The following is a 19,278-nucleotide window of genomic DNA, read 5'->3' as shown; positions in this document are numbered from 1 at the left end:
TCCTTCCGTTTTCAGGTCAGGGCAGCAAGCTCTGGACGGCTTGAATGTCGAATATCACCGCTTCGGCGACGGAGATGAATTCGATCAATCCCGCCACGGATGCCAGCCCCACGTCCGCGGCAATCGGATATCTGATCGCGTCCAATAGGTTGCCCTGCGCGAGTTCGCTCGCGAAAAGGCTTGCGTCGTAGGCGGGCATCGTCGTGAAAAGCGAGATGAGGATGTCCCGCGTCGGGAGCCGCACGCCGTAGTCGTTCGACAGAATGGCGGCGACGGTGTTCGCGATATTGCTCGGCGTCGGGGTGACGTGCGGCGGCGGTGGCCCCATCACGGCGGTGATAAATGGCGGCGGCTTGAAATCCGGAAGCGTCGGCGGCGTCGACAACGCGGCCGGAATGTCGGTGACGAAGTCGTGGATGCCCTGCTGGGTTCCGGCGGTCAGCGCCGAAAGGACGGTGCTCGCGGGGACGTGCGGCGCCCAACCGAACGGCGTGGCGACATTCGCCGGGGCCGTCGAGTAGCCGTGCGCCGGATCGCCGTAACCCAGGTTGACGATCACCCGCAAGTCCGGCTCCAGCAGGTCGGCCAGGGGGGTGCCGATGACGGGGACGCCGCGCAAGGGCGTCAGCAACGGCAGGTGCTCGGTGGGGATCATGTAGTAGTGGGTGGCACCGCCGTCGGCGTAGTAATTCGCCGTCGTGCCCAACGGAATCGCCTGATTGACCTGAGTCGGCGTGAGATCCATATATGTGGTGTGGACGAAAAGGATTCCCGCCGCGGCGTTGAGGTCTGAGATGAAATTCAAGGGATACCGCGGGAAGTCGGCGAAGCCGTCGTATTCCAGCGTGTAGATGTTCGTCGCATAGGGGGTGTCCGGGGGAGTCGCGCCGTAGAACGTGAGTCCCATGCTCGGGATGCTCAGGTTCGGGAATCGGGCGAGCAGGCCGCCATTGGGATTCATCTCGTTGCCCACCAGAACGAAGGTGAGTTGGTGCGGGCCCGGCGCACTGGGTCCCAGTGAGGCGAGTCGCTGCATTTCCAGCGAGGAGATGATGGCGCTCTGGGAGTAGCCGAAAATCGTCAGCGTGCTGCCGCTGGGCATGTTCCTGATCGCGTCGTCCATGACCGTCAGGCCCACGCCGATCGACCGGTCGAAAGTCAGGCTCCGCACGCCGGTGATCGGGTAGCCCTCTTCGGGCGTGAACAACGCCCGCGGCAGCGCGGTCGCCCTGATGAACAGATCGTTGGCGGCGGTCACGTAGGCGTTGTTGGGCGTCGGGTTCCCGGTGCCGCCCAGGACCAGCGTCAGGTCGCTGTTGATCGGCGTCACCGCGCTCGTCAGCGCGGCATTGGCCGCCTCGGTGTCCGCATACGTGCTGCCCGCGGCGGCCAGCGCCCGCGCGAACCCCTCGTGAAACCGCGTGGCCTGGTCGACGACGGCCTGATATGCGCTGCCGTACGCACCGAACAGCTTCGTGACGGCGGCGGACACTTCGTCGGCGGCCGGCGCCAACAGGACGGAGGTGGGCCGGGCCGCGGCGGCGCGGGCCGCGCTGATCGCCGAACCGATTTCGTCGATGTTCGCGGCGACCGCGGCCATGAGCTGTGGCTGCGCGATCACGTGTGTCATCGGCCCAGCGTAGGGCGATCTCGCGACTCTGTCGGGCGTTTGGCGCGAAGGCTTTTCAGCAGCAGGCGTTAAGACAGCAGCGCGTCGCGCAGCCGGTTTACAACGGCCGCACTGACGCCCGCGTCGCGCAGGTAGTTGTCCAGCGACCCGAAGGTCCGGTCGATTGCATTCCAGGCCGAGGCCAGGTACTCCGGCCGCACCCCCAGCACCCCGTCGGACAGGCGCGCCCTGGTGAAGGTCAGCACCTCCGGCGTCAGCTCCACGTCAGCGCGCTGCTCGATCATCTCCGAGATGTGAGTGCGCAGCTGCGGGACGGCGTCGTTGCTGCGCAGGTAGTCCGCGACGATCGTGTCGCGATCCAGCCCGACCGCCTCCAGCACGGTGGCCACCACGAAGCCGGTCCGGTCCTTGCCCGCGAAGCAGTGCGTCAGCACCGGGCGTCCATCGGCGAGCAACGAGAAGACTTGGTGCACCGCGCGTTGCGCCCCGTTGCGGGTCGGGAATTCGCCGTACTCGTCGATCATGTACCGGGTCGCGGTCGCCTCGATCTCCTCGGTGGAGTCGCCGGCGTCGCCTTCGGTCATCAGCCGCTTGAACGCCGACTCGTGGGGCGCCTCGTCGTCAGTGCCGGCCTGATCGTCGGCGAGGTCCGGGAACGGCAGCAGGTGGATGTCGACGCCGTCGGGCACCCGTCCCGGACCGCGACGTGCCACCTCTCGCGCCGCGCGCAGGTCGGCGACGTCGGTGATGCCCAGCCGGCTCAGGGTGGCCCGGCCGTCGTCGTCGAGGCGGCTCAGCTCGCCGGAGCGGAACAGCCGTCCCGGGCGGATCGCCCCGGTGGTGTCGGCGACGTCACGGAAGTTCCATGCGCCGGAAAGTTCGAGGGCCATGTCAGGTGACCGCCGCCGCGAATGCCGTTTGCTCGCGGCCGATCTCGGCTCGCGAGATGGAGCGCATGTGCACCTCGTCGGGACCGTCGAACAGGCGCATGGCGCGATGCCAGCCGTACATCCGGGCCAGCGGTGTGTCCTCGCTGACCCCCGCGGCGCCATGCACCTGGATCGCGCGGTCGATCACGTCGCAGGCCACCTGCGGCGCCACCGCCTTGATCTGCGAGACCAACAGGTGCGCCGCCTTGTTGCCGTGCTGGTCGATGGTCCACGCGGCCTTCTCGCACAGCAGCCTCGCCTGGTCGATCTGGTTGCGGGACTTGGCGATTGCCTCTCGCACCACACCCTGATCCGCCAGCGGGCGACCGAATGCCACCCGGTTCTTGGCGCGGCTGACCATCAGGGCCAGGGCGCGCTCCGCGCCGCCGAGCGCGCGCATGCAGTGGTGGATGCGGCCCGGTCCCAGCCGGGCCTGGGCGATCGCGAAGCCGGAGCCCTCTTCGCCGAGCAGGTTGGTGGCGGGCACCCGGACGTTGTCGTAGATGATCTCGCAGTGCCCGGGCTGGTCCTGGTAGCCGAACACCGTCGTCGAGCGGACCACCGTGACACCGGGCGTATCGATCGGGACCAGCACCATCGACTGCTGCTGGTGGCTGGCCGCGTCGGGGTTGGTCCGCCCCATCACGATCAGGATCTTGCAGCGCGGGTCCGAAGCGCCCGAGGTCCACCACTTGCGGCCGTTGATCACGTAGTCGGCGCCGTCGCGCACGATCGAGGTCTCGATGTTGCGGGCGTCGCTGCTGGCGACCGCCGGCTCGGTCATCGAAAAGGCGCTGCGGATTTCGCCGTTGAGCAGCGGCTCGAGCCACTGCTTGCGCTGCTCCTCGGTGGCGAACAGGTGCAGCGTCTCCATGTTGCCGGTGTCGGGTGCGGCGCAGTTGAGCGCCTCGGGTGCGAGCTCCAGGCTCCAGCCGGTCTGCTCGGCCAGCGGCGCGTACTCGAGGTTGGTCAGGCCGGATTCGGCCGGCAGGAACAGGTTCCACAGGCCGCGCTGCTTGGCCTTGGTCTTGAGCTCCTCGATGACCGGGGGCACGGTGTGGTCGTCGGGGCCGGCCTTGTGCCGGTAGCTGTCGTAGTCGGCCTCCGCCGGGAAGACGAACTCGGTCATGAAGTCGGAAAGCCGCTGCTGGTAGTCGATTGCCTTGGCCGACATCGCAAAGTCCATATCCGCCACGATATGACAGCGCAATTCTGCATCTCATGGGGCTATCGGACATGGGGGTCGCACGACACTGAAACTACGTACCCGACACGCCGGTGCGGCTGTGCGTGGGTTAAGTCTCGGAGAACGCCGGCCGGCGTTCGCGGGTGCACCATTACCTCGTGACCGAGAGCAAGCCGCCGTTTCCGCCGTTCACCCGCGACACCGCCCTGCAGAAGGTCCAGGCCGCGGAGGACGCCTGGAACACCCGCGACCCCGAGCGCGTCAGCCTGGCGTACACGAGCGATTCACAGTGGCGGAACCGCGACGAACACATCGCCGGCCGGGAGGCGATCGTCGCCTTCCTGACCCGCAAGTGGCAGCGCGAACTCGACTACTCGCTGCGCAAGGCCCTGTGGAGCTTCCACGACGACCGCATCGCCGTCCGGTTCCAGTACGAGTGCCATGACCAGGCCGGCCAGTGGTACCGCAGCTACGGCAACGAATTGTGGGAGTTCACCGCGGAGGGGTTGATGGCGCGCCGCGAGGCCAGCATCAACGACGTGCCGATCGACGAATCCGAGCGTCGCTACTTCGGGCCGCGCCCCGCAAACGAGCACGGCCTGGAATTTCCGCTCTGGTAGTCGCGTATTCCCGGCGTTTTCGGGGAGACGGGTGCTCAACGGTAGGGTGTCTGAGCAATCTATCGGGGTCCCGTGAGGAAAGTAGATGTACGCGCGATGACAGATCCGCAGACCGAGCTGGTAAAGGTCGGCGTGGTCGCCGAATCCGGAGCCGACGAGCGGCGCGTGGCGCTGGTGCCCAAGGCGGTTGCGTCGCTGGTGAACAGCGGCGTGGCGGTCGTGGTTGAGGCCGGCGCGGGGGAGCGGGCGCTGCTTCCCGACGAGCTCTACACCGACGCCGGCGCCACCGTGGGGGATGCGTGGGCCGCCGACATCGTGGTCAAGGTGGCGCCGCCCAGCGCCGACGAGGTCGCCAAGCTGCGCAGCGGGCAGACCCTGATCGGCTTCCTGGCCCCGCGCAACGCCGACAACTCGATCGGCGCGCTGACCGAAGCCGGCGTGCAGGCGTTCGCGCTGGAGGCCATCCCGCGCATCTCGCGCGCGCAGGCGATGGACGCGCTGTCCTCGCAGGGCAACGTGTCCGGCTACAAGGCCGTGCTGCTCGCGGCGTCGGAGTCGACGCGGTTCTTCCCGATGCTGACGACGGCGGCCGGCACCGTGAAGCCGGCCACAGTGCTGGTGCTCGGGGTCGGCGTGGCCGGGCTGCAGGCCCTGGCCACGGCCAAGCGGCTCGGCGCGCGCACCACCGGCTACGACGTGCGGCCCGAGGTCGCCGACCAGGTGCGTTCGGTGGGTGCGCAGTGGTTGTCGCTCGGCGACAAAGACGTGGCGGCCGCCGGTGAGGGCGGGTACGCGCGCGAGCTCACCGAAGAGGAACGCGCCCAGCAGCAGAAGGCGCTGGAAGACGCGATCGCCGGGTTCGACGTGGTGATCACGACCGCGCTGGTGCCCGGACGCCCGGCGCCGCGGCTGGTGACCGCCGCCGCGGTCGAGGCGATGAAGCCGGGCAGCGTGGTGGTGGACCTGGCCGGGGAGACCGGCGGCAACTGCGAGCTGACCGAGCCCGGGCAGACGGTCGTCAAGCACGACGTCACGATCGCCTCGCCGCTGAACCTGCCCGCGACCATGCCCGAGCACGCCAGCGAGCTCTACAGCAAGAACATCACGGCGCTGCTGGACCTGCTGATCAAGGACGGCAAGCTCGCCCCTGACTTTGACGACGAAGTGATCGCAAAATCCTGTGTCACCCGCGGACCGGAAAAGAAAGACTCCTGATGCACGGCATGTATGACGAACTGCTTTCCAACCTGGCGATCCTGGTGCTGTCCGGGTTCGTCGGGTTCGCGGTGATCTCGAAGGTGCCCAACACCCTGCACACCCCGCTGATGTCGGGCACGAACGCCATCCACGGCATCGTCGTGCTCGGCGCGCTGGTGGTGTTCGGCGAGGTCGAGCACCCATCGCTCGCGGTGCAGATCATCCTGTTCGTCGCGGTGGTGTTCGGCACGCTGAACGTCATCGGCGGCTTCATCGTCACCGACCGGATGCTGGGCATGTTCAAGGGCAAGAAGAAGGCCCTGCCCGCCAAGCCGGACGCCGCCGACAAAGAGGCGGCCGCCAAATGAACTACCTGGTGATCGGCCTGTATGTCATCTCGTTCGCGATGTTCATCTACGGCCTGATGGGTCTGACCGGGCCCAAGACCGCGGTGCGCGGCAACCTGATCGCCGCGGTCGGCATGGCGCTGGCTGTGACGGCGACCCTGATCAAGATCCGCCACACGGAGAGCTGGATCTGGATCATCGCCGGCCTGGTGGTCGGCATCGGGCTCGGCGTGCCGCCGGCCCGGCTGACCAAGATGACCGCCATGCCGCAGCTGGTGGCCTTCTTCAACGGCGTCGGCGGCGGCACCGTCGCGCTGATCGCGCTCGCGGAATTCATGGAGACCAAGGGCTTCTCGTCGTTCCAGCACCACGAAGAGCCGACCGTGCACATCGTGGTGGCCTCGCTGTTCGCGGCGATCATCGGCTCGATCTCGTTCTGGGGCTCGATCATCGCGTTCGGCAAGCTGCAGGAGATCCTGCCGGGCCGCCCGATCGGCCTGGGCAAGCTGCAGCAGCCGGTCAACCTGCTGCTGCTCGCCGCTGCCATCGCCGCCGCGGTGGTGGTCGGCATCCACGCGCACCCGGAGAGCGGCGGGGCGCCGCTGCTCTGGATGATCGGCCTGCTGGCCGCCGCCGGGGTGCTGGGGCTGATGGTGGTGCTGCCGATCGGCGGCGCCGACATGCCGGTGGTCATCTCCCTGCTCAACGCGATGACGGGCCTGTCGGCCGCGGCGGCGGGGCTGGCGCTGAACAACACCGCGATGATCGTGGCCGGCATGATCGTCGGCGCATCGGGCTCGATCCTGACCAACCTGATGGCCAAGGCGATGAACCGCTCCATCCCGGCGATCGTCGCGGGCGGTTTCGGCGGCGGCGGCGTGGCGCCGAGCGGCGGTGACGGCGGCGACAAGACCGTCAAGGCCACCTCGGCCGCCGACGCCGCGATCCAGATGGCGTACGCCAACCAGGTGATCGTGGTGCCGGGCTACGGCTTGGCCGTCGCACAGGCCCAGCACGCCGTCAAGGACATGGCGGCGCTCCTGGAGGACAAGGGCGTGGCGGTCAAGTACGCGATCCACCCGGTCGCCGGCCGGATGCCCGGGCACATGAACGTGCTGCTCGCCGAGGCCGAGGTCGACTACGACGCCATGAAGGACATGGACGACATCAACGACGAGTTCGCGCGCACGGACGTCGCGATCGTCATCGGCGCCAACGACGTCACCAACCCGGCGGCCCGCAACGACGCGTCCAGCCCCATCTACGGCATGCCGATCCTCAACGTCGACAAGGCCAAGTCGGTCATCGTGCTCAAGCGGTCAATGAACTCCGGGTTCGCCGGCATCGACAACCCGCTGTTCTACGGCGAGGGCACCACCATGCTGTTCGGCGATGCGAAGAAATCGGTGACCGAGGTGGCCGAGGAACTCAAGGCGCTCTAAGCGTCCAGCCCTGAGAGCAAAGACCGACCGACGCCCTCGGGGCGCCGGCCGGCGGGTGCTGCAGCTCGTTAGACGGGCGGATACGCGGGAGGGGGGTACCCGTTGCCGTCTTCAACCCCCCGCAGCCCCCAGGTGAGGTACCGGAAGAAGTATTCGATCTCGTCGCTCGCGTCGTAGTCCGGATTCGGATCCATTCCACCCACCTCTCGACTTGCCCCGCGACCAAGTTCGTCTCCGAAGTGTAGTCGCATCCGTGTCTGTGCGACAGGTACCGGGGCCTTGCCTAAACTGTCCAACTAGTTGATTGGTAGCTTTCCTTACCGAGACCTGCGACCCGGCGCCGTCGGGAGACCCATAGAGAGACGTAGATGCCATCCGAAAACGGGCTGACGCGCCGCGAGGAGCTGCTGGCCGTGGCCACCAAGCTGTTCGCCGCACGTGGCTACCACGGCACCCGGATGGACGACGTCGCCGACGTGATCGGGCTGAACAAGGCCACCGTCTACCACTACTACGCCAGCAAGTCGCTGATCCTGTTCGACATCTATCGTCAGGCCGCCGAGGGCACGCTGGCCGCCGTCCACGACGACCCGACGTGGACCGCCCGCGAGGCGCTCTACCAGTACACGGTGCGGCTACTGACCGGCATCGCGGGTGATCCCGAACGGGCCGCGGTGTACTTCCAGGAGCAGCCCTACATCACCGAGTGGTTCACCACCGAGCAGGTCGCCGAGGTCCGGGAGAAGGAAGCGCAGGTCTACCAGCACGTGCACGGCCTGATCGACCGCGGGATCGCCAGTGGCGAGTTCTATCCGTGCGACTCGCACGTGGTCGCGCTCGGCTACATCGGGATGACGCTGGGCAGCTACCGCTGGCTGCGCCCGAGCGGGCGGCGCACGGCCAAGGAGATCGCCGCCGAGTTCTCTACGTCGCTGCTGCGGGGACTGATCCGCGATCCGGAGATCCGCGAGCAGTCGCCGCTGGGGGCCAGGCGCTAGCCCAGAGCCGCTCAGGCGATCGGCGGGATCAGCTCCAACACATCCCCGAGCGCGCCGGCCAGCACCGATACCCCGGTCACGCTCGGCTGGCCGAGGTAGACGTGTAGCCCGGGATCCACGGACGGCAGGTAGGGGTAGGCGTCGGGCAAGACCGACTGCGGCAACAGGCCGAGTTCCACCAGGCTCGCTTGCGCTCCCTGCACGGCTCCCTGTGCCAGGTAGGTGGAGACCTTGCCCAGGTTGGGCAGCGAGAACAGCGCCGCGGGGGTGGGGATGTCGGCGTAATTGGCGCCGGTGCCGATGTCGCCGTAGCCCAGGTCGACCAGCACCCGAAGATCGGGCTGGATCAGTTCGGCGATCGGTCCGCCCACGTTGGGAATCTGCCGGACCGGCTCCAGCAGCGGCAGGTTCTGCGTCAGGAGCATGTAGTACTGCGTGTTCCCCGTGTATCCCGGCGAGGTCGCCAGCTGCACCGCGCCATCCACCTGGGTGGGCGTGAGGAACGGGTAGCTGCTGTGCAGGTAGTGGTAGCCCATGATGGCGTTCAGGTCAGACACCACATTGAGCGGGTACTGCGGGGCGTCGGCGACGCCGTCGTACTGGATCGTGTAGATCGAGGTCTGCCAGGGTGAATTCGGTGGCGTGGCGCCGTTGAACGCAACGTCGAGCAGCGGGATGTAGAAGCCGTTGAAGCGTTCGAGCAGGCCCCCGTTGGGATTGTTGGGATTCGCGGCGAGGACGAAGGACAAATCGCCCGGGCCGGGCGCACCGGTACCCATCGCCATGAGGTTGCGGATTTCGTTCGTGGCTACGGTCGCGCTCTGCGAGTAGCCGAAGACGGCGACGGTGTGGTGCTGGTTGTTGACCTGGTCCAGGATCGCGGTGTTGAGCAGGTCGGTGCCCTTGGCGACGGACTGGCCGAACGTCATGTTGCCGACTTCGGGCGTGACCGGCCAGAACTGCTCGGGCGTGTGCAGGGGTAGCGGTTGGGCGCCGGGCAGGAGCCGGAGGAAGCCGGCGTTGACGCTGGATAGATAGCCCAGGTCGGGGTCGGGGTTCCAGGTGCCGCCCATGATCAGCGCCACGTCGGCTTGGGTCGTGGACGTGGCCGACATCAGCGACGCGTTGGTGGCCTCGGCTCCGGCGTAGGCGCTACCGGCCGCGGCGAGCGCGCGGGTGAACTGGCCGGGAAAGGCCCCGGCCCGCTCGACGAGCGCCCGGTACTCCGCGCCGTATCCGGCGAACAGCTTCGCGACCGCGGTCGACACCTCGTCTGCGGCCGCGGGCATCAGCCCGGATGTCGAACCCGCGGCGGCCGCATTGGCGGCCTCGATCGCGGACCCGATGTCCGCCACGTCGGCGGCCGTCGAGGCCAGCGCCTCCGGAACCGTGAACAGGTCTTTCATGGTGATGCCCCCCAACCCCGTCCCTCACGGTACCGGCGGGCGGGGGAGAAGGTCAGCAGATGCTCAGTAGAACTCCGGAATCAGGTGCAGCGGCAGCCCGATGGCGCCACTGAGCAGCGACAGCCCCGTCACCGGCGACTGGTTGATCAGTGGCCCCAGGTTGAGGTGCAGGTGCGGGTCCGGCGACGGCACCCACGGATAGGCCTGCGGGAACCACTCCGGTCCCCAGAATCCGGCCTCGACACCTATCTCCACCGCGGCGGCATACGGCCCCTGGACGGCACCCCTGGCCAGATCCAGGGCAACGACGGGCCAGTTGGGTACCGAGATCAGCGAGGCGGGCGTGGCCAGGTTGGCGTACTCGCCGCTCCCGTAGCCGAGGTCGACGAGCACCCGCAGGGTCGGTTGGAAGATGTCGGCAATGGGGGGACCCGCGTACGGGATCATCCGGATCAGCTCGACCAGCGGCAGATTCTGCGTCGGGATCATGTAGTAGTCGGTGTTGCCCGTGTAGCCCGGCGACGTCGGCAGGTGCCAGGCGTTGGCGACCTGGTCCGGCGTGAGGAACGGGTACGTGTTGTGCACGAAGAAGTAGCCGAGGAACGCGTTCAGGTCCGACAGCACATTGAGGGGATACTGCGGGGCGTGCGCGATGCCGTCGTACTGGGCGGTGTAGATGGTCGTGGGATACGGCGAATTCGGCGGGGTCGCGCCGTTGAAATCGACGTTGAGGAACGGGATGTAGAACCCGGGGAAGCGCGAGAGCAGACCGCCATTGGGGTTGTTGGGGTCGCCGACGAGCACGAAGGAGAGGTCGGCGGGGTTGGGCGCGCCGGTGCCCATCGCCATGAACTCTTTGATGAGGTTGTTGGCGACCGTCGCGCTCTGCGAATAGCCGAAAACGGTGACGGCGTGACCCTGGTTGTTGATCTGGTCCAGCACCGCGCCGCGCAGTGCGGTCACACCCTCCGAGACGGACTTGCTGAAACTCATTCCGCCGAGTTGCGGCGTGACGGGCCAGAACTGTTCGGGCGTGAACTGTCCCTGGAAGAGGGCGCCGGGGAAGAGGTGCTGGATATACGCGGCGTTGACGGACGACAGGTAGGAGAAGTCGGGCAACGGGTTGGCCGTGCCGCCCATGATCAGGGCCACTCGCGTGGAAACGGCCAGCAGGTTCACCGCGGGCGTCGCCGTGGTCCCGGACGTCAGGGCTGCGATGTTGGCGGCCTCCGCCTCGGCGTATGCGGTGCCGGCGGCGGTGAGCGCCCGGGTGAACTCGCTGGGGAACGTCGACGCGCGCCGCAGGACGGCCTGGTACTCGTCGGCGTATTCGCCGAAGAACTGCGCGATGACGGTCGAGACTTCGTCCTGGGCCGCCGCCAACAGTTTCGTGGTCCGGGCCGCGGCGGCCGCATTCGCGGCGCTGATCGCCGCACCGATCTCGTCCACGTCGGCGGCTGTCGATACCAACAGCTCGGGGGTGGCAATGACTTGACCCATCTCCCCGTCCTTCCCCGTAACCGCGGGTATGAGGTACTTGAGGTACTAACAGGTAGGGTAGAGCGGTCGGGCCAGGAAGTCAGCCATTTTGGGCTCTGGAATCAGAATGGAATCAGGCCCAGCTTGTCGGCGGCTTCGCCGAGCGCCCCCGTCAGTAGCGAGAGTCCCGTGACGCTCGGCTGGCCCAGGTAGACGTGCAGGGCCGGGTCCGGGGCCGGCAGGTACGGATACGCGTCCGGCAGGTGCGACGACGGCAGCCAACCCACATCGACCATCGCGGCCTGCACCCCCTGGACCGCGCCCAGCCCCAGATACGGCACGACGGTGAACGGGTTGGGTAGCGAGAACAACCCGGCCGGGGTGGGGATGTCGGCGTATTCCTGGCCCGTGCTGCCGTAGCCCAGGTCGACCAGCACCCGCAGGTCGGGCTGTATCAGGTCCGCGATCACGTTCCCCGTCGCGTTGTACCGGAACAGGTCCAGCAGCGGGAGGTTCTTGGTCAGGATCAGGTAGTAGTGCGCGTCGCCGGTGTAGCCCGGCGAGGTCGGCAGCTCGACGGCGTTGGCGACGTCGGCGGGCGCGAACCCCGCGTAGAAGTGTTCGAACTGGGCGCCGAGGGCGGCGTTGACGTCGGCGAGCACGTTCAGCGGGTAGCGCGGAAAGTTGGCGACGCCGTCGTATTGGCGCGAGTAGGTGTAGGTCGGGTACGGCGAATCCGGCGGTGTGGCGCCGTTGAAGTCCATGTCCAGACCCGGGAGGTACAGGCCGGTGAAGCGCTCGAGGAAGCCGCCGTCGGGGTTGTTCGGATTGCCGGTCAACACGAACGCCAAGTGGCCGGCATGTGGCGCGCCCTGCGCCATCAGCGCGCGGATTTCGTTGGTGGCGATCACCGAACTCTGGGAGTAGCCGAAAACGACGGCGCTGTCGGTCGGGCCGAGGCCGTTGATCGCGGTGTCCAGCGCGGTCACGCCCTGGGCGATGGACCGGCCGAGGGTCAGGTTGCCCAGCCATGGGGTTAACGGCGCAAACTGCTCGGGCGTGTACAGGGCGGACGAGGTGTACCCCGGGTAATGCGGCTGGATGTAGAAGTTCTGCACGGCCGCCTGATACGCCGCGTCGGGGTTGGGTCCCCCGGTGCCGCCCATGATGAACGCCACCTGCGAGCCGGTCACCAGCGCCGCGTTGGTGGCCTCGGCTTGCGCGTATGCGCCGCTCGCCGCGGCCAGCGCCCGGGTGAAACCGTCCTGCAGCGCCGTCGCCCGCGTGAGGACCGCCTGGTAGCCCCGCGCGTACGCGCTGAACAGCGCCGCGGCGGCCGCCGACACCTCGTCACCGGCGGCCGCCAGCAGCTCGGTCGTCGCCGTCGCGGCGGAGGCGTTGGCGGCGTTGATCGTCGCGCCGATGCCCGCCACGTCGGTGGCCGCGGTCGCCAGCACCCCGGGAGCGGCGTGTAGGTACTGGACGTCAGCGAGCTGTGCCATCGGGGAGCCATTCTAAGTCCGGCCCGGTGCGGCGTCCCGAAAATTATGGACTACTGTCTAGAAAAGTTTCAGTCTTCGTACCAGGGACGGAGGGACTCGCATGGCGATCCGCGTCGCCCACGTCGGCACCGGCAATGTCGGTGGACTGGCCCTTGCCGAACTCATCACGAACCCGCTGTTCGAACTGACCGGCGTCTGCGTGTCCACGCCGGAGAAGGTGGGCCGCGACGCCGGCGAGCTGTGCGGAGTGGGCCTGGACGCCCCGACCGTCACCGGCGTCAGGGCGGTCAACGACCTCGATGCCCTGCTGGCCACCAAGCCGGACTGTGTCGTCTACTGCGCCATGGGTGACACCCGGCTGCCCGACGCGATGGCCGACGTGATGCGCATCCTGACCGCCGGTGTCGACGTCGTCGGATCCTCACCGGGGCTGCTGCAGTACCCGTGGGGCGTGATCCCCGACAAGTACATCGGCCGCGTGGAAGAGGCTGCGCGGCTGGGCAATTCGAGCATTTTCATCACCGGCGTCGACCCCGGCTTCGTCAACGACCTGCTGGCGTTCGCGCTGGCCGGCACCTGCCAGCGCATCGAGCAGGTGCGCTGCATGGAGATCCACGACTACGCGAGCTACGACGGCGCGGAGGTCATGCACTACATGGGGTTCGCCCGGCCGCTGGACGAGGTGCCGATGCTGCTGCAGCCGGGCGTGCTCGGCATCGCGTGGGGGACCGCGATCCGTCAGCTGGCGGCGGGCCTGGGCATCGAGGTCGACCAGATCACCGAATCGTGTCAGCGCGAGCCGGCGCCCGAGGACTTCGACATCGCGGTGGGACACGTGGCCAAGGGGACCCAGGCGGTGCTGCAGTTCGAGATCCGCGGGATGGTCAAGGGCCACCCGGCCATCGTGATCGAGCACATCACCCGGCTGCGGCCCGACCTGCGGCCCGACCTGCCGCAGCCCGCGTCGGGCGGCGGCTCGTACCGGATCGAGATCACCGGCGAGCCGTCCTACGCGGTGGACATCGTGCCAACCAGCCGCAAGGGCGACCACAACCACGCCGCGATCGCCGGCGCCGCGGGGCGCATCGTCAACGCCATCCCGACGGTGATCGCCGCCCCGCCGGGCATCCGGAGCACACTCGACCTGCCGCTGGTCACCGGCAAAGGTCTCTACGCGCCAACCGATTTGGTAGCCAACTAAACCGAAAGGACTCAGATGGGACGGGTAGACGGCAAGGTTGCGCTCATCAGCGGTGGGGCCCGCGGGATGGGCGCCGAGGACGCGCGGCTGCTGGTCGCCGAGGGCGCCAAGGTGGTGATCGGCGACATCCTCGACGACGAGGGCAAGGCGCTGGCCGCTGAAATCGGCGACGCCGCGCGGTATGTCCATCTCGACGTGACCCAGCCCGACCAGTGGGACGCCGCCGTCGCCACCGCGGTCGGCGAATTCGGCAAGCTCAACGTGCTGGTCAACAACGCAGGCACCGTCGCGCTCGGGCAGCTGCGCAATTTCGATCTGGCCAAGTGGCAGAGGGTGATCGACGTCAACCTCACCGGCACCTTCCTGGGCATGCGGGTGGCCGTCGACCCGATGATCGCGGCCGGCGGCGGCTCGATCATCAACGTGTCCTCGATCGAGGGCCTGCGCGGCGCGCCCGCCGTGCACCCGTACGTCGCGTCCAAGTGGGGCGTGCGCGGCCTGGCGAAGTCGGCGGCCCTGGAGTTGGCGCCGCACAACATCCGCGTCAACTCCGTGCACCCCGGGTTCATCCGGACCCCGATGACCGCCCATCTGCCGCAGGACATGGTGACCATCCCGCTCGGGCGGCCGGGCGAGGTGCGTGAGGTCGCGACGTTCGTGCTGTTCCTCGCCAGCGACGAGTCGTCCTATGCCACCGGCAGCGAGTTCGTGATGGACGGCGGGTTGATCACGGACGTCAACCACAAGGAGTTCTAGAGCCTCGTGAGCATGCTGGCCAGCCTCGCGGCGGCGGTCGGGTCCAGCCACGTGAGCACCGACCCCGACGTGCTGGCCGGCCGCAGCGTCGACCACACCGGCCGCTACCGGGGGCGCGCCGGCGCGCTGGTGCGGCCGGGGTCCGCCGACGAGGTCGCCGAGGTCCTGCGGGTGTGCCGCGACGCCGGGGCCTACGTGACCGTGCAGGGCGGCCGGACGTCGCTGGTGGCGGGCACCGTGCCCGAACACGACGACGTGCTGCTGTCCACCGAGCGGCTGTGTGCCGTCAGCGATGTGGACTCGGTGGAGCGCCGAGTGGTGGCTGGCGCCGGGGCGTCGCTGGCCGCGGTGCAGGCGGCGGCGGTGGCGGCGGGCCTGGTGTTCGGTGTGGACCTGGCCGCCCGTGACACCGCGACCGTCGGCGGCATGGCCTCAACCAACGCCGGGGGCCTGCGCACGGTCCGCTACGGCAACATGGCCGAGCAGGTCGTCGGCCTGGACGTGGCCCTGCCCGACGGTTCGGTGCTGCGCCGCCACAGCCGGGTGCGCCGCGACAACACCGGCTACGACCTGCCGGCGCTGTTCATCGGGGCCGAGGGCACCCTGGGGGTGATCACCGCTTTGGACCTGCGGCTACACCCCACGCCGTCGCACCGGGTGACGGCGGTGTGTGGGTTCGACGACCTCGAAGCGCTGGTGGACGCCGGCCGGGTGTTGCGCGACGTCGACGGGATCGCGGCGCTGGAGCTGATCGACGCCCGCGTCGCCGCGCTGACCGGCGAGCATCTCGGGGTGCCCGCGCCCGTCGACGGGCAGTGGATGCTGCTGGTGGAACTGGCCGCCGACGAGGATCAGACCGACCGCCTGGCCGCCCTGTTCGACGGGATGCGGATGTCCGGCGAGCCCGCCGTCGGCGTCGATGTCGCCGCGCAGCAACGGTTGTGGCGGGTCCGCGAATCGCTTGCCGATGTGCTGGGCCTCTACGGCCCGCCGCTGAAGTTCGACGTGTCGTTGCCGCTGTCGTCGGTGGGCGGATTCGCCAGGGCCGCAACGGCTTTGGTGGGGTCGCGGGTGCCCGACGCGCTGCCGGTGCTGTTCGGCCACATCGGCGAGGGCAACCTGCACCTCAACGTGCTGCGCTGCCCCACCGAGGCCGAACCGGGGCTGTACGCGGCGATGATGGATCTGATCGCCGAGCGCGGCGGCAACGTCAGCTCCGAACACGGCGTCGGCAGCCGCAAGCGCCCCTACCTGTCCATGTCGCGCGAAGCCGCCGACATCGCCGCGATGCGGACCGTCAAGGCGGCGTTCGACCCGACCGGTTTCCTCAACGCGGCGGTGCTGTTCGACTAGCCCACGTTCTTGATGCCGACGACGTGCCGCAGCTGCGCCAGGAACTGGTCGGCGTCGTCGCTGCGCACGATGTAGTGCGAGATCGCGATCCGGATCACCGTCGCGGCCTTCACCGCTGCGTTGGGCCCGGGCAGCAGCCGCTGCAGACCTTCGCGCATCTCCGGAATCACCCGGGAGACCTGCGAGATGACGTGTTCGGGTTCCACGTCCACCATCCGCACTCCCGAGTACGAGTACTGCCATTCGACGATGAATCGCAATGCGGCATCGAGCCTTTCGACACCCTTGAGTCCCACGGTCGCCTTGGCGAGCCCGCTTTCGAAGCTGTGCCGCTCGTAGCGCGAGAACGCGGAGAGCAACTCCTCCTTCGAGGCGAACCAGCGGTAGAGCGTGGGCCGCGACACCCCGGCCTGGGCCGCGACGTCGGAGAGGCTGAGCTTCGTCTTCCCGCTGCGGCCGAGCACCTCGGCGGTGGCGGCGAGGATGCGCTGGCGAGTCGAGGGATCGGCCTCGCCGAAGTCGGGTATCTGGGCCGCCTGGCTCATATCTGAGACCCTAACCACGTTCGGGGCGCCGTCGCACCAGCACCGACTCCTGAATCGCGCCGACGGCACCCTGCTCGTCGAACAGCGTCCCGATCGTCGTCCCGATGCCGTCGGGCCCGTAGCTGGTCTCCGCGCGGATGCCGATCCACTCGCCCTCCGGGAGCCGGAACACGTGCACCGCCAGATCGGTGTTGAGGAACGTCCATTTCGTGATGTCCAGCTTGCTGCCGATGCCGTTGGCGCAGTCGGCGACGGCGAACAGCCGCTCCAGCGGCGTCATCGTTTCGCCCGCGACCAGGTCCGAGATCGGTCTGATCCATGATTCCCCCGGACCCGGTTTCAACGGTTCGGTAAGCCAGAGCCATTCCAGGCTGTGTACGTAGTTGCGGTCCCAGCTGCGGGCCTTGAGGTCGCGGTTGCGGGCCTCGCTGACCGGACGCGGCAGCGGCTCCGGCGCGTGCGCGACGGCCTGGGTGTCCTGCCGCTGCAGCCGCCAACCGCTGGCCCGGGCGGCGGGCCGCGGCTGGCCGTCGGGGCCGACCGCCAGCAGCTCGGCCGTGACCAGCTCGATCTGCTTGCCGCCGCGTTCCAGCCGCGAACGCACCCACAGGTCGCCCTCGGCCGGCACCGGGCCCAGCAGGTCGACCACGACCCGGCTGAGCCGGGTGTCGTCGCGCCGCTCGCAGCGTTCCAGGGCCCGCGCCAGCAGCGCCGACACCGGCGCGCCGTGCTGTATCGACGCCGACCAGGTGCCGCGGGCCAGGTCGGTGGCCCGGAACTTCTCGCCCAGCGCGTCGCTGCCGTCGATCAGCTCGTAGTACGAGTCGGACATGGTCACCTCTTCGGGATCAGGGTCGGCCCGCGCCGGGCGTGGCAACGGTGACGGCGTCGAGCTGCGAAAGTCGGGTGCCCACCAGGCATTGGGGATAAGCGTCGGTGCTGGACAGCAGGAACAGGGTACGGCGCTCCGGACCGCCGAGGGTGCAGGCGACGGCGACGCGGTCCCCCATGTCGATGCGGTCCGTCACGATGCCACCCTCGACGATGCGCTCGAACTGGTGCGCCAGCGTCATCGACGTCCAAACCCCGCCCTCGGCGTCCAGGGCGATCCCGTCGGGTGGCCCGTCGAGGCCGTCGGCGAAGATCCGGCGATCGCTCAGGGCGCCGTCCGCGCCGATGGTGAAGGCCGTCAGGCGCCGCGCGACGGACTCGGCGACGATCAGCGTCGAACGGTCCGGCGTGATGACCATGCCGTTGGGAAAGTCGAGGTCGGTGGCCACGACGTGAGCGCGGTCGTCGGGATCGAGGCGCACGATCACGCCCGCGTCGCGCGCCTGCGAACCGATGTAGGCGCGCCCGTCGTCGTCGATCACCATGTCGCCGAGATTGGCCGGCACCAGGTCGGTCAGGTCGGCGATGGTGACCACGGTTTCGCCGTCGTAGCGCAACACCTGGCGGTCGTCGGCCGAGGCGATCAGCAGTGAGCCGTCGGGCCGGAACCCCAGGCCCGACGGGAAGTGCCCGGGCAGGGGCAGCGTCGTCAACGAGCCACGCAGGTCGGACGTGTGTACGGCCTCGCCCAGCATGTCGGAGAACCACAGCAGTCCCTCGAACCAGCGTGGCCCTTCGCCGAAGCAGAACCCGTTGGCCAGGGGCGCCGGGTTCATCCGCTCCCGCCTTTACAAAACACCGCAAAAGTGTCACGTATCTCGGGTGTCGCTGTCAACGCGGCGCTGAGCTTTACAAATGTTGCTCAGAGTGTCACGCTGAGCCTTTGGCTGCTAACGAGAGGGTGAGGCGGATTTGACCACGCAATCGGATCAGGCTCAGTGGTCGGTCGAGGGGCTGCTCGACCTGTTCGACGCCGCGGCCGACGGGCCGGACCGGTTCACCGGCCTCACGGGTGTGGACGGCCAGGACGGCCGGCAGGTGGTTGAGGGCACCCAGGTGGTCGCGCAGGCGATTGTCGCTGTGGCGAAACGCTTCCCGGACAAGTCGGTGCGGTCGGCGCACGCGGTGTTCTCCCGCGCCGTCATGGTCGGCCCGCCCGTCGAACTGGTCCTCGACGTGGTGTCCGAGGGACGGTCCACCGCCACCGCGATCGTGGCGGCGCACCAGAACGGACGCCGCTGCGTGAGCGTGACCGTGCTGGCCGATGTGCCCACCGACGACGTCATCCGGCACCATTTGCCACGGCCCGACGTCGCGGGGCCCGCCGACGCCAATGTGTCCGAGATGCCGATGACCGGGCGGGAATTGCGGCTGGTGGACGTGGTCGACGTCAACAGCCCCGACGAGGTCGGGCCGCCGGAGCTCTACGCGTGGCTGCACTATGACCCCATCCCGACGCGCGACGACCTGGCCAAAGCCCTGATCGCGTATTTCACCGGCCACCTGGGGATTTCCACCACCATGCGCGCGCACGCCGGCATCGGGACGGCACAGGCGCACCTGACGGTGTCGACCGCGCCGATGACGATCTCGGTCGCCTTCCACGAACCGGTGCGCTGGGACGGCTGGCTGCTGTACACGCACGAAAGCACCCAGGTCGGCGCGGGGATGTCGTACGTCCGCGGCGCCGTGCACTCCGAAGAGGGCGCGCTGCTGGCGTCCTTCGCGCAGGAGTCGCTGATCCGCCCGTTGCGCACCACCGACACCGCGATCAACGCCGCGGCACGGTTCTAAAT

Annotated in this window: 19 protein-coding genes; 9 read left to right on the top strand and 10 right to left on the bottom strand. The window is 68.5% G+C overall.

What is annotated here, in order from left to right; all coding sequences use genetic code 11:
• Window positions 1-16 precede the first annotated feature (16 nt).
• From AC5Y5V_RS17360 to AC5Y5V_RS17350, 3 genes are all read right to left on the bottom strand, one after another.
• Window positions 17-1,630 carry a PE family protein gene (locus tag AC5Y5V_RS17360; protein ID WP_499937659.1) on the bottom strand — a complete coding sequence of 538 codons (1,614 nt, stop codon included), beginning with the start codon at window positions 1,628-1,630 and terminating at the stop codon, window positions 17-19.
• A 68-nt stretch (window positions 1,631-1,698) separates the two neighbouring features.
• Window positions 1,699-2,520, bottom strand: a complete 822-nt coding sequence (locus AC5Y5V_RS17355; RefSeq protein ID WP_499937657.1) for a tyrosine-protein phosphatase — start codon at window positions 2,518-2,520, stop codon at window positions 1,699-1,701.
• A gap of 1 nt (window position 2,521) precedes the next feature.
• Complete coding sequence (locus tag AC5Y5V_RS17350; protein WP_499937722.1) at window positions 2,522-3,733, bottom strand: acyl-CoA dehydrogenase family protein; 1,212 nt, start codon at window positions 3,731-3,733, stop codon at window positions 2,522-2,524.
• Between the two features lie 170 nt (window positions 3,734-3,903).
• Between AC5Y5V_RS17350 and AC5Y5V_RS17345 the strand changes: the two genes are divergently transcribed.
• From AC5Y5V_RS17345 to AC5Y5V_RS17330, 4 genes are all read left to right on the top strand, one after another.
• Window positions 3,904-4,365 carry a nuclear transport factor 2 family protein gene (locus AC5Y5V_RS17345; RefSeq protein WP_499937655.1) on the top strand — a complete coding sequence of 154 codons (462 nt, stop codon included), beginning with the start codon at window positions 3,904-3,906 and terminating at the stop codon, window positions 4,363-4,365.
• 96 nt (window positions 4,366-4,461) lie between these two features.
• Window positions 4,462-5,580, top strand: a complete 1,119-nt coding sequence (locus tag AC5Y5V_RS17340; RefSeq protein WP_499937653.1) for a Re/Si-specific NAD(P)(+) transhydrogenase subunit alpha — start codon at window positions 4,462-4,464, stop codon at window positions 5,578-5,580.
• Window positions 5,581-5,588: 8 nt separating this feature from the next.
• Window positions 5,589-5,930 (top strand): NAD(P) transhydrogenase subunit alpha part 2, encoded by a 342-nt coding sequence (locus AC5Y5V_RS17335; protein ID WP_499937719.1) that lies wholly within the window; start codon window positions 5,589-5,591, stop codon window positions 5,928-5,930.
• A complete protein-coding gene (locus AC5Y5V_RS17330) occupies window positions 5,927-7,351 on the top strand; it encodes an NAD(P)(+) transhydrogenase (Re/Si-specific) subunit beta (protein WP_499937651.1) in 1,425 nt (474 codons plus the stop codon). Before AC5Y5V_RS17335 ends, AC5Y5V_RS17330 begins: the two co-directional genes overlap by 4 nt.
• A gap of 68 nt (window positions 7,352-7,419) precedes the next feature.
• Here the strand turns inward: AC5Y5V_RS17330 and AC5Y5V_RS17325 are convergent, their stop codons facing one another.
• Window positions 7,420-7,545, bottom strand: coding sequence for a hypothetical protein (locus tag AC5Y5V_RS17325; RefSeq protein WP_499937649.1), 126 nt, complete (start codon window positions 7,543-7,545; stop codon window positions 7,420-7,422).
• 174 nt (window positions 7,546-7,719) lie between these two features.
• Between AC5Y5V_RS17325 and AC5Y5V_RS17320 the strand changes: the two genes are divergently transcribed.
• Entirely contained in the window at window positions 7,720-8,349 is a 630-nt protein-coding gene (locus AC5Y5V_RS17320) for a TetR/AcrR family transcriptional regulator (RefSeq protein WP_499937647.1), read from the top strand.
• Between the two features lie 11 nt (window positions 8,350-8,360).
• Here the strand turns inward: AC5Y5V_RS17320 and AC5Y5V_RS17315 are convergent, their stop codons facing one another.
• The 3 genes from AC5Y5V_RS17315 to AC5Y5V_RS17305 all read right to left on the bottom strand — a co-directional run bounded on the left by AC5Y5V_RS17315 (window position 8,361) and on the right by AC5Y5V_RS17305 (window position 12,736).
• On the bottom strand, window positions 8,361-9,755 hold the full coding sequence (locus AC5Y5V_RS17315; protein ID WP_499937644.1) for a PE family protein: 1,395 nt from the start codon (window positions 9,753-9,755) through the stop codon (window positions 8,361-8,363).
• A 63-nt stretch (window positions 9,756-9,818) separates the two neighbouring features.
• Window positions 9,819-11,255, bottom strand: a complete 1,437-nt coding sequence (locus tag AC5Y5V_RS17310) for a PE family protein (protein ID WP_499937642.1) — start codon at window positions 11,253-11,255, stop codon at window positions 9,819-9,821.
• Between the two features lie 101 nt (window positions 11,256-11,356).
• The gene (locus AC5Y5V_RS17305; protein ID WP_499937640.1) at window positions 11,357-12,736 is read right to left on the bottom strand and encodes a PE family protein; all 1,380 of its coding nucleotides are present in this window, start codon (window positions 12,734-12,736) and stop codon (window positions 11,357-11,359) included.
• 100 nt (window positions 12,737-12,836) lie between these two features.
• On the opposite strand from AC5Y5V_RS17305, the gene AC5Y5V_RS17300 reads away from it, so the two are divergent.
• The 3 genes from AC5Y5V_RS17300 to AC5Y5V_RS17290 are packed head-to-tail and all read left to right on the top strand — an operon-like array spanning window position 12,837 to window position 16,046.
• A complete protein-coding gene (locus AC5Y5V_RS17300; RefSeq protein ID WP_499937638.1) occupies window positions 12,837-13,937 on the top strand; it encodes an NAD(P)H-dependent amine dehydrogenase family protein in 1,101 nt (366 codons plus the stop codon).
• Window positions 13,938-13,952: 15 nt separating this feature from the next.
• Window positions 13,953-14,693 (top strand): glucose 1-dehydrogenase, encoded by a 741-nt coding sequence (locus AC5Y5V_RS17295; protein WP_499937636.1) that lies wholly within the window; start codon window positions 13,953-13,955, stop codon window positions 14,691-14,693.
• Window positions 14,694-14,705: 12 nt separating this feature from the next.
• The gene (locus AC5Y5V_RS17290; RefSeq protein WP_499937633.1) at window positions 14,706-16,046 is read left to right on the top strand and encodes an FAD-binding oxidoreductase; all 1,341 of its coding nucleotides are present in this window, start codon (window positions 14,706-14,708) and stop codon (window positions 16,044-16,046) included.
• Here the strand turns inward: AC5Y5V_RS17290 and AC5Y5V_RS17285 are convergent.
• From AC5Y5V_RS17285 to AC5Y5V_RS17275, 3 genes are read right to left on the bottom strand one after another with little or no spacing between them, the layout of a single operon-like run.
• A complete protein-coding gene (locus AC5Y5V_RS17285; RefSeq protein ID WP_499937629.1) occupies window positions 16,043-16,591 on the bottom strand; it encodes a TetR/AcrR family transcriptional regulator in 549 nt (182 codons plus the stop codon). The genes AC5Y5V_RS17290 and AC5Y5V_RS17285 overlap by 4 nt on opposite strands.
• Window positions 16,592-16,601: 10 nt before the next feature.
• Entirely contained in the window at window positions 16,602-17,423 is an 822-nt protein-coding gene (locus AC5Y5V_RS17280) for a thioesterase family protein (protein ID WP_499937627.1), read from the bottom strand.
• Window positions 17,424-17,439: 16 nt separating this feature from the next.
• On the bottom strand, window positions 17,440-18,258 hold the full coding sequence (locus AC5Y5V_RS17275; protein WP_499937625.1) for an SMP-30/gluconolactonase/LRE family protein: 819 nt from the start codon (window positions 18,256-18,258) through the stop codon (window positions 17,440-17,442).
• A gap of 136 nt (window positions 18,259-18,394) precedes the next feature.
• Here AC5Y5V_RS17275 and AC5Y5V_RS17270 point away from each other — a divergent pair, with 136 nt between their 5' ends.
• Window positions 18,395-19,276 carry an acyl-CoA thioesterase gene (locus AC5Y5V_RS17270; RefSeq protein ID WP_499937623.1) on the top strand — a complete coding sequence of 294 codons (882 nt, stop codon included), beginning with the start codon at window positions 18,395-18,397 and terminating at the stop codon, window positions 19,274-19,276.
• Window positions 19,277-19,278 lie beyond the last annotated feature (2 nt).

This window comes from Mycobacterium sp. NGS68 (assembly GCF_059812195.1).
This window is presented reverse-complemented; position numbering and strand designations above follow the sequence as displayed.